The 16,029-nt window shown below is 75.0% G+C and carries 14 protein-coding genes; 12 read left to right on the top strand and 2 right to left on the bottom strand.

Annotated elements, in window-relative coordinates:
* Positions 1–33: 33 nt before the first annotated feature.
* Both ABZW17_RS24515 and ABZW17_RS24510 read right to left on the bottom strand, forming a co-directional pair.
* Positions 34–459, bottom strand: a complete 426-nt coding sequence (locus tag ABZW17_RS24515) for a hypothetical protein (RefSeq protein ID WP_354818435.1) — start codon at positions 457–459, stop codon at positions 34–36.
* A gap of 110 nt (positions 460–569) precedes the next feature.
* Positions 570–3,374, bottom strand: a complete 2,805-nt coding sequence (locus ABZW17_RS24510; RefSeq protein ID WP_354818486.1) for a BTAD domain-containing putative transcriptional regulator — start codon at positions 3,372–3,374, stop codon at positions 570–572.
* A gap of 116 nt (positions 3,375–3,490) precedes the next feature.
* Here ABZW17_RS24510 and ABZW17_RS24505 point away from each other — a divergent pair, with 116 nt between their 5' ends.
* Genes ABZW17_RS24505 through ABZW17_RS24450 form a run of 12 tightly spaced genes read left to right on the top strand, consistent with a single transcriptional unit; the run spans position 3,491 to position 16,029 of the window.
* The gene (locus ABZW17_RS24505; protein ID WP_354818432.1) at positions 3,491–4,243 is read left to right on the top strand and encodes a hypothetical protein; all 753 of its coding nucleotides are present in this window, start codon (positions 3,491–3,493) and stop codon (positions 4,241–4,243) included.
* 59 nt (positions 4,244–4,302) lie between these two features.
* Positions 4,303–5,499 (top strand): hypothetical protein, encoded by a 1,197-nt coding sequence (locus ABZW17_RS24500; protein WP_354818429.1) that lies wholly within the window; start codon positions 4,303–4,305, stop codon positions 5,497–5,499.
* A gap of 13 nt (positions 5,500–5,512) precedes the next feature.
* Positions 5,513–5,974, top strand: a complete 462-nt coding sequence (locus ABZW17_RS24495; protein WP_354818426.1) for a hypothetical protein — start codon at positions 5,513–5,515, stop codon at positions 5,972–5,974.
* A gap of 13 nt (positions 5,975–5,987) precedes the next feature.
* Positions 5,988–6,197: a hypothetical protein gene (locus tag ABZW17_RS24490; RefSeq protein WP_354818423.1), complete on the top strand. Its 210-nt coding sequence runs from the start codon at positions 5,988–5,990 to the stop codon at positions 6,195–6,197.
* Positions 6,194–8,791: a hypothetical protein gene (locus tag ABZW17_RS24485; RefSeq protein ID WP_354818420.1), complete on the top strand. Its 2,598-nt coding sequence runs from the start codon at positions 6,194–6,196 to the stop codon at positions 8,789–8,791. The genes ABZW17_RS24490 and ABZW17_RS24485 overlap by 4 nt, the downstream gene beginning before the upstream one ends.
* Complete coding sequence (locus tag ABZW17_RS24480) at positions 8,788–10,533, top strand: hypothetical protein (protein ID WP_354818417.1); 1,746 nt, start codon at positions 8,788–8,790, stop codon at positions 10,531–10,533. The genes ABZW17_RS24485 and ABZW17_RS24480 overlap by 4 nt, the downstream gene beginning before the upstream one ends.
* Positions 10,530–11,021 (top strand): hypothetical protein, encoded by a 492-nt coding sequence (locus tag ABZW17_RS24475; RefSeq protein WP_354818414.1) that lies wholly within the window; start codon positions 10,530–10,532, stop codon positions 11,019–11,021. Before ABZW17_RS24480 ends, ABZW17_RS24475 begins: the two co-directional genes overlap by 4 nt.
* 11 nt (positions 11,022–11,032) lie before the next feature.
* Positions 11,033–11,590 carry a hypothetical protein gene (locus tag ABZW17_RS24470; protein ID WP_354818411.1) on the top strand — a complete coding sequence of 186 codons (558 nt, stop codon included), beginning with the start codon at positions 11,033–11,035 and terminating at the stop codon, positions 11,588–11,590.
* Positions 11,591–11,608: 18 nt separating this feature from the next.
* Complete coding sequence (locus ABZW17_RS24465; RefSeq protein ID WP_354818408.1) at positions 11,609–13,645, top strand: hypothetical protein; 2,037 nt, start codon at positions 11,609–11,611, stop codon at positions 13,643–13,645.
* A complete protein-coding gene (locus tag ABZW17_RS24460; protein WP_354818405.1) occupies positions 13,645–14,007 on the top strand; it encodes a hypothetical protein in 363 nt (120 codons plus the stop codon). The genes ABZW17_RS24465 and ABZW17_RS24460 overlap by 1 nt, the downstream gene beginning before the upstream one ends.
* 10 nt (positions 14,008–14,017) lie before the next feature.
* Positions 14,018–14,563 (top strand): hypothetical protein, encoded by a 546-nt coding sequence (locus ABZW17_RS24455; RefSeq protein WP_354818402.1) that lies wholly within the window; start codon positions 14,018–14,020, stop codon positions 14,561–14,563.
* A complete protein-coding gene (locus ABZW17_RS24450; RefSeq protein WP_354818399.1) occupies positions 14,560–16,029 on the top strand; it encodes a hypothetical protein in 1,470 nt (489 codons plus the stop codon). Before ABZW17_RS24455 ends, ABZW17_RS24450 begins: the two co-directional genes overlap by 4 nt.

The following is a 16,029-nucleotide window of genomic DNA, read 5'->3' as shown; positions in this document are numbered from 1 at the left end:
GCCGGGCCCGCCTACACGATCGCTACACGGACCTCACGCGCAGGCGCTGGTGCCGCGGTAGCAGATCGCGCTCTTGAGGGCCTGCCCGGTTCCGTCGGTCATCCAGAGGTCGACCTCGCCGGCCCCGCCGGAGACGTCCGCGGAAAGGGAGAACGGTGCCGCCGCGGTCGAGTCGCAGTGCGTGCTGGAGCTCTGGTAGTCCAGGCGGGTGGAACCCGCCCACGCCGACGCGTACACCCGCCGGCACCCCGTGGCCTTGAACGTGCCGACGACGCCGACGGACCGGTTGTACCAGGTGACGGTGCCCCGGTAGTAGCTCGCGCCGTAGGTGATGTCGAAGGTGCTGGTGGGATAGGCGGCCTGGGCGGGCGCGGCGGCGAAGACCATCCCGGCGGCCGCGGCGACCACGGCGGCGGCCGCGCCGATCTTCCTCGTCTGCAGGCGTTCTTTCAGCGTCATGCGGAGCTCCCCGTTTGGAGTGGAGTGAACGAGGCGGAAATGTATTCAGGCTCCCGTACAGGGATGCCACACGTTCGCTACACGTCCTCGGAGACAGCGCCCGCGCACGTTCAGCCGGGCCGGCCCCAGTTCGCCGCGCGTTTCTCGACCTCGTCCGCGGCCGGGTGCAGGTTGCCCGCCCGGTACAGCGCGATCGCCTGCTGCCACTCCTCGCGGGCCTGGTCCGGGTGGCCCAGCGCCTGGTGCGCGTCGCCCATGGCGGCGAGCGTCGCCGCCTGGCGGTAGGTGTTGTCCAGGTGGCGCCACAGGGACAGCGCCTGCCTCGACCGGTCCAGGGCCTCGTCGTGGTCGCCGGTTTCGGCGGCGATCGCGGCGAGGCTGTCCAATGCGTCGGCCTGGCCGTAGACGTCGCCCCGGTCCAGGCACCGGGCCAGTCCCGCTTCGGCCTGGCAGCGGGCCTCGTCGTGGCGGCCCAGCCGGCTCAGGCACGCGCCGATCAGGCTGAACGCGCGCGCCTCCCACTTGCCGTCGTCCAGGGCGCCGTACAGCTCTTGGGCGCTGGTGGCGTGCTCCAGCGCCCGCTCGTCGTCCTTCTCGTTCGTCCAGTGCAGCGCCAGCACGAAGTGGACGCCCGCCTGGCCCAGCGTGTCACCGATGTCGCCGGCCAGGGCCAGCGAACGGTTCAGGTGGTGCAACGCCTCGGCCGGCATCCCGAACGGGCCGTAGACCAGGCCGAGGCGGCGGTGCGCGCGGGCCTGCACGGCCACGTCCCCGAGGCGCTCGGCGGCGGCCAGGCCGGCCAGCCACGACGTGATGTTGGCCTGGAGGTGCCCGCGGCGGTAGTGGAAGTTGTCGAGCGTCCAGGCCAGCTGCCACACCCACGTGTCCCAGCCGGCGTCCTCGGCGGCCTGCCGCGCCGCCAGCACGCCCTCGTGGTTGCCGTCGAACCAGGTCATCGAGGCCGTGTCGTCGGGCAGGGGAGCCGGGACGCAGCCGGGCGGTGGCTCGCCGACGTCGATCGGCGGGTGCTGCTGGTCGAGCAGGCGGCTGCCGCGGTGGCCGGTGTGCAGGTGGAAGGCGACCAGCCGGCGCAGCGCCGCGGTCCGGGCCGGCTCCGGCTCGTCGGCCAGGGCGGTGGCCTGCGCGTGCTGGCGGACCAGGTCGTGGAAGCGGAACCGGCCGGTCACCGGCTGCTGCAGCAGGTGGTCGTCGACGAGGCTTTCCAGCAGCCGCTCGGCTTCCGCGGGGGAGACGGCGGCCAGCGCCGCGGCGGCGGCGACATCGATGTCCGGGCCCGGGTTCAGGCCCAGCAGCCGGAACATCCGCTGCTGCGCCGCGTCCAGGTGCCCGTAGGACAACGCGAACGCCGCCGCGACACTGCGGTCGCCCGCGGACAGCTCGGCCAGCGGCCGGCCCGCCTGGCGCAGCCGGTCGGCCAGGTGCGCCACCGTCCACGCGGGCCGGGTGCGCAGCCGCGCCGCCGCGATCCGGAGGGCCAGCGGCAGGTACCCGCACAGCGCGACGACGTCGCCGACCGCCCCGGCCTCGGCGGCGGGCCGGTCGTCGCCGACGATCCCGCTGAACAGCGCGACCGCGGTCGCCTCCGGCAGCACGTCCAGGGACAGGATGTGCGCCGCCTCCAGACCGACCAGGCGCCGCCGGCTGGTGATCAGCAGCAGCGTCCCCGGGCTGCCCGGCAGCAGCGGCCGGACCTGGGCGGCGTCCGCGGCGTTGTCCAGCACGACGAGGACCGAGCGGCCGGCGAGTTCCGCGCGCCACAGCGCCGCGCGGGCGTCCGGTTCGCGCGGGATCCGGTCCGCGGCCACGCCGAGGGCGCGCAGCAGCGTGTCCAGCGCCGCCGCCGGGGTGGCCGGGGCCTGGCCGGAGGTGTGCCCGTGCAGGTCGATGAACAGCTGGGCGTCGCGGTAGTGCCCGGCGAGCCGGTGCGCGGCGTGGATGGCCAGCGTCGTCTTGCCGATGCCGGCCATCCCGTCGATCGCCTCGATCACGACGGCCGTCGGCGCGGAGTGCGCAACGCCGTCCCGGGTCGCCAGCAGCCGGGAGAGCTCGGTTTCGCGGCCGGCGAAGTCGGCGATGTCGCCGGGGAGGTCGTTGCGGACCGCGGCCGGCGGCCGGACGGCGACCGGCCGGGCCGCCGGCCACAGCCGGGGATCGTTGTCGAGGATCCGGCGGTGGATCCCGGCCAGCCGCGGCGAGGGGTCGAGCCCGAACTGGTCGACGAGCACCGTCCGGGCCCGGGTGAACGCGTCCAGCGCGTCCGCCTGGCGGCCCGCGCGGTACAGCGCCGTCATCAGCTGCCCCCACAGCCGTTCGTGGCCGGGATGCCGGTCGCTCAACCCGGTCAGTTCGCCGATCAGCGCCTCGCCGGCGCCGGTGGCGAGGTCGGCGTCGATGCGGTCTTCGAGGGCGCCGAGCCGCAACGCCTGCAGCCGCCGGGTTTCGGCCAGCAACGCCACCGTGCCGCTGAAGTCCTCGTAGGCGTCCCCGCGCCACAGGGCCAGGGCCCGGGTCAGCAGGTCCGCCGCCGTCACCGGGTCCGCCGCCAGCGCCGCCCGCCCGGCGGTCACCAGCCGTTCGAACTCGCGGGCGTCGAGCAGGGCGGGTTCCAGCCGCAGGGCGTAGCCGGCCGCACGGGTCTCGATCAGGTCGGCGGCGACCGGCGCCAGCGAGCGGCGCACCCGGGACATGTAGGTCCGGACCGTCCGGGGCGTGCCGGGGGTGGCGTCGACGTCCCACAGCGCGTCCGCCATCGTGTCCACCCCGGTGACCCGGCCGGCGTTCGCGATCAGCAGCGCGAGCAGCGTGCGGATGCGGGGACCGCCCAGGTCGAGCGGCCTGCCGTGCGCCAGCACCTCGAACGGGCCGAGCACGCGGAACTCCGGCCGGTCGTCCATCCCCACCCTGTTCAAGAGTACCGGACCACGGCGTGGATACGCGTCCGTTCGGCCCAATCCCGGTGTTGTCGACCGGTTGTCGACGGGCTGTCGACACGTCTTGTCACGGTGGGCCCATGGACGTCGCCAGTGAGATCGTGCTGCGGCTCGCCGATCCGGTGGCCCGCCCTTCCGTGCTGACCGCCGAGGCGCTGCTCGCGATCGGCACCGTGGCCTACGAACTCGACCCCGCGCTCGTGACCGAACCGGCGACGGCGACCTTCGACCGGTTCGACCTCGCCGTGCCGCTCGGCGCCCGGGTGTCCGCGCTGGCCCAGTTCCGCCGCACCGGCGAGCCGGTGCCGTGGGAGGTGAGCGCGTCCTGGGAGACCGGGCAGGCGCCGCCGGTCGCGGCCGACGCGGTGTGGACCGGGGCGGTCGTGGTCCGCACGGCGCGGCCCGACGGGACCATTGTGGACGTCTCGACCGAAGAGTCCGAAGTGGACAGCCGGATCGCGCTCGGCACGACCGTGGCGATGAGCCCGCCGGAGCACGACCCGGACCCGGTGCCGGTCGCGTTGCCGGTGCTCGTGGCGTTCCTCGCCGCGGACGCCGCCACGAGCCCCCGCGACCTGCTGCGGGCGACCGCGGTGGCCCGGCTCGGCGCCGCCCGCTACGCCGCCGGCGACGTGCCCCGCGGGGCGCCGGCCCGCCGGTTCGACCGCCTCGTCTGCTGGGTCGTCCCGGACACGACGTTCGACGACCCCGGCTGGCCGGGGGCGCAGAGCGACCCGGCGCCGGAGCAGCGGCGGGCGGACCGGCTGCGCGCGGCGCGGAGCTGGCTCGCCGGCCAGGGCGTCGCCGTCATCACCACCACGGAGACCACATGACCGCCAAGTCCCGCGCGAAACGCGCATCGACCACGTCAGAACCACGTACGGAGATCGGTATGGCCACCCTCGTGCAACCGGCTTTCCCCTTTGTCGACGTCACCATCGACACCAGCGCGCTGGTCCCGGTCGCGCAACGCTCGCCGGGCGTGGTCGCCGTCGTCGGCAACGCCGACGGCGCCACCGCACCCGCGTCGACGCCGCTGGTGCTCACCGGCCACGACGACGCGCTCGCGCTCTTCGGCAAGGCCGGCGCGGCGACCGCGCTGACCCGCAGCCTGGACCTGGTGTTCGCCCAGGACCCCCGGCCCAGCAAGGTCTACGGCGTCCGCACACCGGCGGCCGGCAACTACGCCGCCGCGCTCGCCGGCCTGGAGGCCGCCGACGACGTCACGTTCGTCTGCCTGGCCGGGGAGACGGCGGTCGGGGCGGCCACCAACGGCGGCACCCCGGCGACCGGCCTGCGGGCGCTGGCCGAGCACGTCGAGAACACCTCCGCGGCGGGCAACCGGCGGATCGCCGTCGCGATGATCGACCCGGCCATCGCGAAGACGGCGACCTATGTGGACACCGTGCTGGCGACCGGCTCCTACGGCGCGCTGAAGAGCGCGACCGGCCGGATGATCCTCGTCGCCGCCCGCGGGGCGACCACCGACGAGACGGCGAACCCGAACCCGGTCGCCGACGCCGCCGCGGCCGTCATGGGCGCGGTCGCGGGCCTCGCCCCGGCCACCAGCGTCGTGCTGAAGCAGGTCCGCGGGTTCACGATGCCGCTCACCCAGCAGTACGTGCCCGCCGAGATCACCGGCCTGGCCGGCCAGGGCGTCATCCCGCTGATCGACCCGGCGCTCGTGCCCGGCACCGGGCTGTTCACCGGAGACGGCGGCGTGTTCTCGTCGGACCCGGCGATCACCTACGCCGACACCCGCCGGGTGATCGACGACGCCGAGGCGCGGCTGCGGGCCGGGCTGATCGGCGCGGTGGGCGACGCGCGGATCACCAAGGCCGGCCTGACCGCCGTGCGCGTGCGGGTGGAGGGCATCCTCGGCCCGCTGCAGCTCGGCGCGGTGATCGACGACTTCTCCGTCACCATCCCGCTGCTGGCCATCCTCGCGCTGCCGGAGAACGCCCGCAGCGCCGCCGAGCAGGCCCAGGTGGTCACCGCCCGCCAGACCCGGCAGGTGTCCGTCCTCATCAGCATCACGTACGGGCCCGCGGTGCACCGGCTCAACGTGACACTCGCCCCCCAGTTCTGACCAGGAGCCAAGCATGTCGAGTCCCGAAGCCAGCTGGAACACCCGCCTCTCGGTGCACTACACCGACGACCGAGGCGTCGACCACGAGATCTCGCCGATCCAGTCGTTCACGCCCACGTTCGCCACGACGGCCGAGCCGTTGCACAGCATCGAACGCACGCACGTCGGCGTCGTCACCCAGCCCTTCTCGCTGACCTTTTCCCTGACGGTCAACGCGATCGGCCCGGCCACCGCGCAGCTGACCGCGCTGGCGCTGAACGCGACCGAGTTCAGCATCGCGATGCAGGAGCGCAGCGGCGACGACTGGTCGTTCTCCACGATCGTGCTCAGCCGCTGCGTGATCACGAGCGCCTCGCCGACGGCGGCGACGGTGACGGGCGCCCCGCAGGCGACCTTCTCCGGCTTCTCGATGCACGTCGACGCGACGGACGCCGGGGGCACCAAGACCTCCGGTCCGCTGCAGGCCTCGCTGTAGAGGGGGAGTTCCCGTGTCCGACGCCCCGGAAGCCGGAGCCGGCGGCGGCCTGCTGCCGCCGCCCGAACAGTGGTGGGACGAGTCGGGTGCCCACGCCACCGCCCGGCCCGGCGGGCTGGTCCTCGAATTCCCGGTCGAGGTCGAGATCCGGCTGGTCTCACCGGACCGCCCGCCCGACACGACCATCCAGCGGCTGACCGCGGCCTTGGAGGGGTTGGCATGACGACCGTGCGCATGCCGGTCCGGATCCGGCTCGATCTCGATCCGGCGCGACCGGCGGAGGAACTGGCCCGGCTGGTGCGTGACGCCACCGAGCAGGCCACCGTCCGCGCCGCCGCGCGGGCGGGCGGGGTGGCTGCGGTCCGCGACGGGGACTGGGACGACGGGCCGCCCGGGGTGACGGTCCGGTTCACCGGTGATCCGCTGCCCCGGGCGCTGGCCGCCGACCTGGGGGCCGCCACGCGGGCGGGCCTGCACACCGCGACCGCCCGGCTGCGGGCGCCGGCGGCCGGCTCCGCCACCGGACCGGGCGGGGCCGCGCGGACGGCCCCGCCCGCCGTGAGCCTGCGGTCCTTCGCCACCCTGGGGGAGGCGTGGGACGCGGTGCTCGGTCTCTACCACGGCGACCCGCCCGCCGAGGTGCTCGTCATCGCGCGCATCGGCGGCGTCCCGCGGCAGGCGATCGTCGTGGCCGGCGGTGGGCAGCCGCGGCTGCGGATCGCGGGTGACTTCAAGCTGTTCGTGCCCGAGCGCTTCGGCGGCGGGGAACGCGCGGCCGGCGCGCTGGACGCCGACGAGCTGCGGTACTGGCGGTTCGTCGGCGACGAGAAGAAGTGGCACGCGGCGCTGGTCGAGCTGGCGCTGGAGAAACCCGGCGTGGCGCAGTTCGCCTGGCCGGGCCCGGCGGTGATCTACGAGTTCCGCAAGGGCGGTGCCCACGTCCAGTGGCACGTGGCGCCGGCGGCGTTCACCAGCGGCACGCTGCCGGTGGCGGTGCTGACCGAGGAGGTCCGCCGCGAGGGGTACGGAACGGACTGCGCGCCGCTGGACCTGTCGACGGCCGACGAAGCGGACCTGCAGGCGCCCTACCTCGGCGAGCCGCACCTCGACGAGTGGCCGGCCGACCGCGAGCACCTGGCCGCCCTGATCGGCGAGATCGCCGGCCGGCTGGGCATGCCGCGCGGTGGCTACGCCGGCTCGTTCGCCATCGTCGCCGCGGCCGAAATCGGCCGGCAGACCGGACGGCTCGGCGTCGTCGGGGGCGGGACGCGGGGCCGGCAGGCGGAACTGCGCCGGCTGGCCGAGACTTCGGTGCTCGTCACCAACCTCGCCGCCGCCTACGTCGACGCCCTGTACTCCGCCGACCATTCGAAGTCGCTGCGCTGCCCGCTCGCCGGCCACAGTGGACAGTGGGCCGCGCACTTCCACCAGCTGTTCTTCCGGGTGCGGCGGGACGCGATCGGCCAGCTGTTCGTCTCGGCCTGCCAGGACGTCCTGCTGGAGGTGCTGGAGAAGAGCCTGTTCGAGCTGGACCGCCGGCTGGACAGCACGAACTTCCCGCAGTACATGCGGTTCACCCGCGCGCTGCTGGTGATCGTGCTGGCGCCGAACGTCGAGCTGGAAGACCTGCGCCGCCGGATCGGCGTCGCCCAGGCGCGCGACCGCAACCCCGGGCTCACCTTCCGCGCCCCGAACCTGCGGCACGACTGGGGCCGGGTCAGCGCCGACGTCGTGGCCGCCATCCGCGACGCGGTCCCGGACCGCAGCCCGGCGGGCGCGGTCGTGTTCCTCGACGGCCAGTACTGGGCGAAGGACGCCCGCGGGCACTGGTGGAGCGACGAGCAGCTGGCCTTCGCGATCGGCACGGCCCGCGACGAGGCGCTCCTGATCGACCCGTTCCTCGAGAAGATCAAGGACCTGTCGGACGTCGCCGGCCGGCTCAAGGACGCGCAGCGCCGTGACGACGAGCGCAGCGAGCAGGCCGGCAACGCCGTCACCGAAGCGGTCGACGCCGAATTCGCCGCCGTGCTCAAGGAAGTCCGGCGCGAGAACCTCGACCGCACCGCGCAGGTGCGCCGCGACCGCACGATCGCCCTCGGGCTGGCGAGCTTCACCGAGGACCGCACGGACGAGATCGGCGCGCGGCTGACCGGCATCCACCGGAAGGCCGACGAGCGGCTGCGCCCGATGTTCGACTACCAGGCCGTCTACGTCGACGCCCTGCACGAGCTCGCGGCCGCCGAACTGGGCAAGGCCGAGCTGACGGAGTTCTTCAACCTCGTCGGCCTGCCGTTCCTGGCCGTCTTCTGCCCGCCCGCGGCGTTCCTGCTGGGGGCCGCCCAGGCGGTCGGCGCGCTGGCGACCGCCTACGAGCACCGCGGGATCCAGCGGGCGCTGCTCGGCGGCGACGAGATCATCACCCGGGCCCAGGCGGAGGCCGAGCTGTGGGCGGCCTGGATCGGCGCCGCGCTCGCGTTCCTCCCGGTGGCGAAACCCCTGGCCCGCGGGGTTTCCGGCGCCGCGCGGCTGGCGTTGCCGGGCGCCGGGCGGCGGGCGGCGGCCATCGCCGCGATCCGGCTGGCCCAGCAGGAGGCGGAGCACCTGCTGGCCGTCGTGACCGCCGAAGAACTGGTGAGCGCCTTCCTGCGCGAGGCGGTCAAGGGGTACGTGCTCAACCTGGTGCTGTCCTCGGCCATCGAGCGGTTCATCGACGCCGTGGTGCGTGAAGACCCCCACGGCGAGGTGTCCCGGGAGGACCTGCGCGCGATCATGACCGCGGCGGCCCGCGCCGCCGGCGCCGGGACAGGTGCGCCGTGACGCCCCGGCCGCCGGGCGGCGCGCACGCCGTGCTGAGCGAGCACCCGCGCCTGCTGGCGGGCCTCGCCGAAGTCCGCCAGCGCACCCGGCTGACCGAGGAACGCCTGCGCGAGCTCTGGGACCAGTCGCTCGGCTCGTCCCTGGACATCCTCGGGCTCGGGTACGTCCAGGACTTCGAGGCGGCGGTGGCCAACGTGCGGGAGCTGCGCGGGCGGGTCCACGAGCTCTACGAACGGCTCTTCCGGCAGCCGCTGACCGAAGCGGACCTGGAGAACCTCCGGGTGTTCGAAGCGGCGCTGGCCGACGACGTCCAGGCGCTCGCGGATCCGCAGCGCTGGGCCCGCGACCGCCCGAACCTGCCGGACAAACGGCTTTCGCCGGACGCGGCCCCGGCCGCACCCGCGGACGCCGCGCGCCGGCGGGCCGCCCGGGTCCGGGCGCTGCCCGCGGACCGGCGGGTGGCCTTCGACCGGGCCCGGCTGCTCGCCCCCGACCGGCTGGAAGCCGCGCTGCGCGAGGAACCCCGGGCGGAGGCGGCGTTCCGGCGCGCGCTGGCGGAGAAGGGGATGGACGAGGAGTCGATCGCGCACGCCCTCGACGCGCTCGACGACGTCCGCAACCCGGGGCTGGAGTACGCGTTCGGCGCCGGGCCGGGCCGCCCGCAGGCCGAGACGGCCCGGGTGCACGCCGCGTACCGGGACCTCCCGGTGGAGCAGCGGACGCTGGTGAACCAGGCCAACGTCCTCGACCCGGATTTCCTGCGGCTGGTGGTGCTCGGGGAGAACGAAGCCGAGCTTTCCCGGCTCATCGACCGGTTCTGCGCCGACCACGGCATCACCGGGCAGCGGCGCACCGACCTCGAAGCCGCCCTGCGGCGGCTGAACGACGTCCACCGCGAGGTCCTGCACGACGTCGGCCCGGACGGGACCGGCAGCGCCCAGGCCCGGACGCGGGCCGAGGTCCTCGACCGGGCCGCGGCCGAGATCGGGTTGCCGTCCCAGGACGAGATCACCCGGCGGCTGGGCCGCAGTTCGGCCGTCGTCGAGCTCGCCGCGCGCAGCCCGGGACAGCTGGCGAAGCTCGCTTCGGACTGGCTGCGCTACGCCGTGGCGAAGCGGGCGGAAGGCAAGCCGGTCGCCACCCTGGAGCGGTACGTGCGCGCGTTGTCCCGCTCCCACGTGCGCGGCCTGCTCGGCGAGCGCACCGCGACCTTCCAGCTGGCCGACGACGCCTGGATCCTCAAGGTGCCCGACCTGAACGTGACGGTGGGCGGGACCGACTTCGTCGCCGTGGACCTGCGAACCGGCGAAGTCTGGTTCGGCGACAACAAGGCCCTCTCCAGCCGCGGGCTGGGCGAGGTCAGCAGCCTCATCGACAACATCGTCGACAACATGGCGGCCGACGTCGCCGAGTTCGGCAGCTGGCTCCAGCGCGACGAAGTCCCGTTGCCGCCCAAGCTCGTCGACGCGATCCGGCGCGCGGCGGAGGCGTCGGCCGAGGTGAGCGCGTACGTCTCGCAAGTGCGGCCCGAGGAGATCACCAGCGACCGCGTGCAGCGCCGGATCGGCAAGATCCTGGCCCGCAGGGGCGTCGGCCGCGTGGTCACCAACGCCGGTGGCGAGCTGTCCTGGCTGACCGGCGCGGCCCGGAAGTTCCTGTCCTTCGACAACCTCGGCGAACGCGGTCCCGTCGCGCCGGAGCGCCGCATCGAATTGCCCGCACCCGAAGGGAATGTCCCGTGAGCGGTTACGAACCGGGCCTGCACACCCCGAGCGCCATCCTGTCCGACGGGATCGTGCCGGTCCCGCTCTGGGCCGTCACCCAGCTGTCCATCGCGTCGACGTACTTCGTGCCGCAGATCGGCGGCAGCCGGCGCCGGGTCGCCGTCGTCACCCACGACGACACGCTGTCCTTCAGCGCGGTGCTGCTCGGCCCGTCGCGGTTCGCCTGGAAGGTCGCGCTGGAGAACCTGGCCGAGTCCAGCAGGCAGGGCACCGCGCTGTCGCGGCTGACCCGCAACGCGGTCGGCGGCCTGGTGCTGATCACCGCGGCCACCATCCGCACCGACCTCGCCGTCCAGTCGCTCACCTTCACCCAGGCGGCCGGGCGGCGCGAGGCGATCGACGTGTCGGTGCAGCTGATCCACCTGCCCCGGCCCGGCAGCCTGGCCAAGCTGCTCGAGGTCGCCTCGGTCGGGGTCGGCGCGCTGACCGACGCGCTGCCGGTCTGAGGGGGACGACGATGACCGCCTTCGCGCTGCCCGGGCTGATCAGCCGGCCGCCGTTCGACGTGCCCGCCGTGCCGGGTCCCGACGTCCCGGCGAGCGGGCCGGCCGCGCCCCGGGTGCTCAAACAGGAGCTCACCGCCGGCCTGCCGGTCCGGGTGGACCTCGACGGCGCGCGCGGCCTCGTGCTCGCCGTCCCGCTCGGCGTCGCCCGCAGTGTGCTGGCCGCCGACCCGCAGGCCGTCGTCTTCGACACCCGGGCGGGCGCCGACCCGGCCGCCGCCCGCGACGCCGGGGCCGCGTGGCCGCGCCTCACGCTGCTGTCCGACGGAGCGATCGGCGAGACGGTCCCGGTGGTGGCCGGGGTGCCGGTCGCGCTGCGGCTCGGGGCGGTGGCCGCCGTCGAGGTCACCGTCGACCTGCTGGTCGTCACGATCGGCACGCTGCGCAGCCCCGGCCGGTTCGGCAGCCGGCTCGCGCTGCGCTGGCGGGACCTCGGGCCCGCGCCCGACACCGGCCCGCCGCGGCCCGCCGGCGACCCCGGCATCCCCGTCCTGACCACGCCGAACCCCTGACCCGGAAGGAGGGCACCGATGAGCCGCACCACCCTGATCGCGACCGCCGAAGGCCCCGACGTCACGCCGGGCACGGTGCCCGCCTGGGCCGCTGTGTTCTTCGAGGAGGAGTCCGGGCGGACGCTGGCCACCCTCGGCAGCGAGACCTACACCGGATCGGTGTCGGCCACCCTGCCCGCCGACCTCACCGGCGGGGCGTACGAGATCGTCTTCGAGGGCCTGACCGACGCCGACTACCAGCAGATCCACGTCGCTCCCGGCCGGCACCTGGCCGCCTCTCTCCACCTGTGGTGGCAGGACTCGCCGACCGGGGTGGCCGGCGACCTGGCCCGGTTCACCGGCCTCGACCACCCGCTCGGGGCGATCACCCCGGACCCGCCGCCGCTGAGCCTCGTCGCCGTCCTGCGCGTCGACCGGCTGTGGCGCCGCTCGGGCACCCGCCGGTTCGAGGCCGTGGTGAGCGGGCGTGAGCTGGTGACGGCGCAGCTGTCCGAAAAGGACGCCGATCCGGTGCCGCAGCCGGGGCTCCAGGACGCCGTCCGGGCCATCACCGGCAAGGCCGGGATCGAGCTCGTCCGCTACTACGGCCTCGCCGACGTCCCGCCGCCACCCGGCGCCCTCGCCCCGGTGCAGATCCCCGTGCGCGAAGGCACCTGCCTGCAGGCGCTGACCGGGGTGCTGGAGGACCAGGCGCGCAAGCTGCTGCGGCGCTACGGCCAGCCGCTCGCCCTGATCCGCAACGGCGTCCTGCACGTCGGCGTGTGGGCCGGCGACGCCGGACCGCGGCTGCCGGCGGAGCGCCGGGTCGACGACGACAGCGGCCTGCTCGTGATCGAGCGCGGGTCCGCCCGCCCGCGGGAGCAGGCGGCGGGTGACCGGCCGGACGCGCCGCAGTCCCGGCTGACGGTGTCGGTGACGACGCTCGGGCGGCCGGACTTCAAGCCGGGCGACACGCTCGTCGTCGAGCTGCCGCCGGAGGACTTCCCGCAGGTCGAGCCGCCGAGCATCGGGGCGACGCTGCTCGGCTCGCTGAACGTGCGGCCGTTCGGCGACCCCGGCTCCGGCGGCCCGCCGGTGCACTGCCGGATCACCGAGGTCAGCCACCGGATTTCGCGGGAGGAAGGCTTCGTCACGGTCGCGAAGGCGTTCGTGCTGGCCGACGGCGACGACGGCTGGGACCTCGGCGGCACCCCGGCGCCGGACGTCCGGGCCGCCCCGCAGGTCGGCGAGGCGGCCGCGGATCCCGCGCAGGCGTTCGCCGTCAGCCTCCGCGGTGCGACGGCCGGCCTCACCGCCGGGGTCGCCCAGCGGGCCCGCTCCCACGTCGGCCTGGTGCACGACCATGTGGCCGCCGAGGCCACGGAAACCCGGCACACCAGCGACTTCTGGGTTTCCCGGGACCCCGGTGACGGCTCGGGCAGCACCGCGCAGCGGGTCGTGATCGGCCGGGACGTACCCGCCGAAGCGCACCGGGTGCCCTACGCGACGCCGTTCGCGTGGGGGAACTTCGGCCTGGTGCTGCCGCGCTACCCGGGCACCCGGGCGCTGCTGGTCGACGGCGCGGGCGGGCCGGGGGAGTACGTCGACGCCGGGGCGCTGTGGGTGCTGGGCGCGGGCCCGGCGGCCCAGGCGGGCGACTACTGGCTGGCGCTGCCCGCGAACGTCGACGCGCCCGAGCACCTGCCCCACGACGGTTCGCCACCGTCCGAAGTGGACCAGGTACCGCTGGACGGCGCCGCGGCGCACGACCTGACCGACCGCCGGGGCAACCGGGTCGTCGAGACCGCCCGGTTCGTGCTGCGCGTCGTCGACGACCCCGCCGACCTGACCCCCGTCCCGCAGCGACCGGACCCGGAATCGGGCGCGCCCGCCGGCAGCGTGCTGATCGAAACCAAGCCCGGATCCGGGACCCCGGCCCGGATCCTGCTGCAGGCGGACGGGAGCGTCACGATCACCGGCTCGTCGATCGCCTTCGACGCCGGCGACGGCGAGATCACCTTCAAGGCCAAGGACGTCCGGGTGGCGCTGGCCGGCGGAACGATGGACGTGAGCTGATGGCCTTCCCCGTCACGATCTCCGGCCGGTTCACCTGCGCCCACCAGGGCGTCCGCCCGGCACCGGCCAGCGATGCGAAGCTCACCGTCGGCCGGCAGCCCGTGCTGCTGTTCTCCCAGGCCGCCGCGCCCGCGACCTACCTGGGGTGCGTCTTCCCGCCGGGTTCCCCGCCCACGCCGTGCAAGACGACGTCGGCCCCCGAACCGAATCCCGGGGCGGCGCGGCTGCTCACCGTCGGCGGCGCGCCCGTGCTCCTGGACGCGCTGCACGCCACCACCGAAAACCCCCCGTCCACCCCGCCACCGGACCCCACGAAGACCGTCACGGTCGACGCGGGCCAGGACAAGCTTTCCGCTTCGTGAAGGAACGACCATGACCGCTGCTCTGCCCCCGCCCCCGCCGGGCGACGACTCCGCCGTCCGCCGCCGCCAGCTGCTCGGGTTCGGCCCGCGCGCCGACCTGACCGACAGCGCGGACACCGCCCGCGACCTGGTGCTGCGGGCCGGCCCGGCCGGCGTCGACCTCGACCTCGTCGAGGGGGTGGACGCGCTCGGCCAGGACCTCGCGATCGGGCTCACCACGCTGCGCGGCAGCGACCCGTTCAACGTGCGGTTCGGCTTCCTCGGCCTGACCCCGCTGGTGCGCCAGACGTCGCCGGTGCTCGCGCGGGAAGGGCTGCGCAGCGCGGTGATCGAGATGGTCGCCGCCGACCCGCGGGTGCGGCGGGTGGTCGACCTGACCACGCCGACGCCGACCGAAGGCCCGGCCTCGCGGACGTTCGCCATCACCGTCTCCTTCGAGGCGATCACCGGCGACCCGGCGACGCTGGCCACCGGCGGCCTCGCCACCGGCGCCGAGTGGGGCGCCGTCGACACCCCGGGCGTCGAGGCGTCCGGCACCCCCGGGAGGACGCCATGAGCTCCGAAACCAGCATCGACCTGACCGACGTCCTGGCCGTCGACGAGAGCGTCACCCGCGCCACCGGCAGCGGCTCGTTCGGCGTCACGCCGTCGGGGTTCCTGCCCAAGCCGTTCACACGGCTGCTGGCCGAAAAGATCGCGCTCGCCCAGCAGCTGATCGACCCGGCCATCGACCTGACCAGCGGCAGCCTCGTGCGCAAGCTGCTGGAGGTCACCGCCCTGGAGGACGCGCGGACCTGGGCCGCGCTGGCGGCGGAGTACGACGACAGCTTCGTCAGCACGGCCCGCGGCCGCGCGCTGTCGGACCTGGGCGCGGAACTCGGCATCGCGCGGCCGTTCCGCACCGCGACCGGGGCCGTCACCCTGACCCTGGCCCAGGCGCTGCCCGCCGGCGTGCCGACCCTGGTGCTGCCCCGCGGCGCGCGGCTGTCCACCCCGGGCGGGCACCGGATCGCGCTCGCCGCGGCCGTGCAGCTGACCGCCGGTGTCACCTCCGCCGTCGCGCCGGTGACGAGCTTCGACCCCGGCCCGGTCGGCAACCTCGACCCCGCGGTGACCGACGCCGGCGGCGGGCACCCGCAGCGGATCGACCGGTGGGAGATCGCCGACCCGAAGCTCGCCCCGATGCTCGCGGCCGACGTCGCCGCGGGGTTCCCCGAGACGGCGTCGTCGGTCGGCCAGGGCCTGGTGCGCGTCTCGCACACGCAGCCCCTGACCGGTGGCAACGAGCAGTTCGACGACGACCGCTACCGGGCGCTGCTGCTCAACGCGCCCAGGTCGCTGTGGACGGCCGACTCGATCGCGGCCACCGTGTCGCTGGTGCCCGGCGTGCGGCAGGTGCTGGTGCGCGACGGCTGGGGCGGGCTCGACCTGTCGCAGTCGATCTTCGGCCAGTTCACCTTCCTGGAGCGGCTGTTCGCGGCCGACCGCGATCTGTCGTCGCCGTTCTTCGTCACGGTGCTCGTCGCGCCGACCGAAGCCGCGGTCTGGGAGGGGGCGTCCGGCCTGCGGGTGGCCGTCGAGCAGGCGATCCGGGACGTCCGCCCGGTCGGCATCTTCCCCGACGTCGTGCGGGCCGAGCAGGTGTTCGTCACCGTCGACGTCGACGTGGTGACTTCCGGCGTGCCGCTGCCGTCCGGCTCCATCGCCGTCCGCAACCTCAGCCCCGGCGCGCTGGCGCTCAAGCAGCGGCTGGCGGCCCGGCTGCGCGCGGTCGTCGACGGGCTGGCGCTGGCGGAACCGGTGCGGGCCGCCGCGCTGTCCGCGGCGATGATGGCCGAACCGGGGGTCGTCGACGTCACCGGGCTGCAGCTGGTGCGGTTCCCGTACTCGGTCGATCCGGTGGGCTCCGGCGGGGAGGACGACACCTCGCCCGACGTGCTCGACGTCGACGAGAACCTGGTCGTCGGCGCGGACCAGATCGCGGTCTTCGTCGAGTCGCCCGGCCGGCTGACGGTGCGGTGA

This window comes from Amycolatopsis sp. NPDC004625, assembly GCF_040609695.1.
Classification (GTDB): domain Bacteria; phylum Actinomycetota; class Actinomycetes; order Mycobacteriales; family Pseudonocardiaceae; genus Amycolatopsis.
The sequence above is the reverse complement of the archived record's forward strand: the minus strand, read 5'-3'. Positions and strand labels throughout refer to the sequence as shown.

Coding starts and splice junctions, on each gene's coding strand:
- ABZW17_RS24470 (WP_354818411.1), top strand. CDS start 11,033: ATGACCGCCTTCGCGCTGCCCGGGCTGATCAGCCGGCCGCCGTTCGAC.
- ABZW17_RS24460 (WP_354818405.1), top strand. CDS start 13,645: ATGGCCTTCCCCGTCACGATCTCCGGCCGGTTCACCTGCGCCCACCAG.
- ABZW17_RS24455 (WP_354818402.1), top strand. CDS start 14,018: ATGACCGCTGCTCTGCCCCCGCCCCCGCCGGGCGACGACTCCGCCGTC.
- ABZW17_RS24450 (WP_354818399.1), top strand. CDS start 14,560: ATGAGCTCCGAAACCAGCATCGACCTGACCGACGTCCTGGCCGTCGAC.
- ABZW17_RS24500 (WP_354818429.1), top strand. CDS start 4,303: ATGGCCACCCTCGTGCAACCGGCTTTCCCCTTTGTCGACGTCACCATC.
- ABZW17_RS24510 (WP_354818486.1), bottom strand. CDS start 3,374: ATGGACGACCGGCCGGAGTTCCGCGTGCTCGGCCCGTTCGAGGTGCTG.
- ABZW17_RS24485 (WP_354818420.1), top strand. CDS start 6,194: ATGACGACCGTGCGCATGCCGGTCCGGATCCGGCTCGATCTCGATCCG.
- ABZW17_RS24515 (WP_354818435.1), bottom strand. CDS start 459: ATGACGCTGAAAGAACGCCTGCAGACGAGGAAGATCGGCGCGGCCGCC.
- ABZW17_RS24495 (WP_354818426.1), top strand. CDS start 5,513: ATGTCGAGTCCCGAAGCCAGCTGGAACACCCGCCTCTCGGTGCACTAC.
- ABZW17_RS24505 (WP_354818432.1), top strand. CDS start 3,491: ATGGACGTCGCCAGTGAGATCGTGCTGCGGCTCGCCGATCCGGTGGCC.
- ABZW17_RS24465 (WP_354818408.1), top strand. CDS start 11,609: ATGAGCCGCACCACCCTGATCGCGACCGCCGAAGGCCCCGACGTCACG.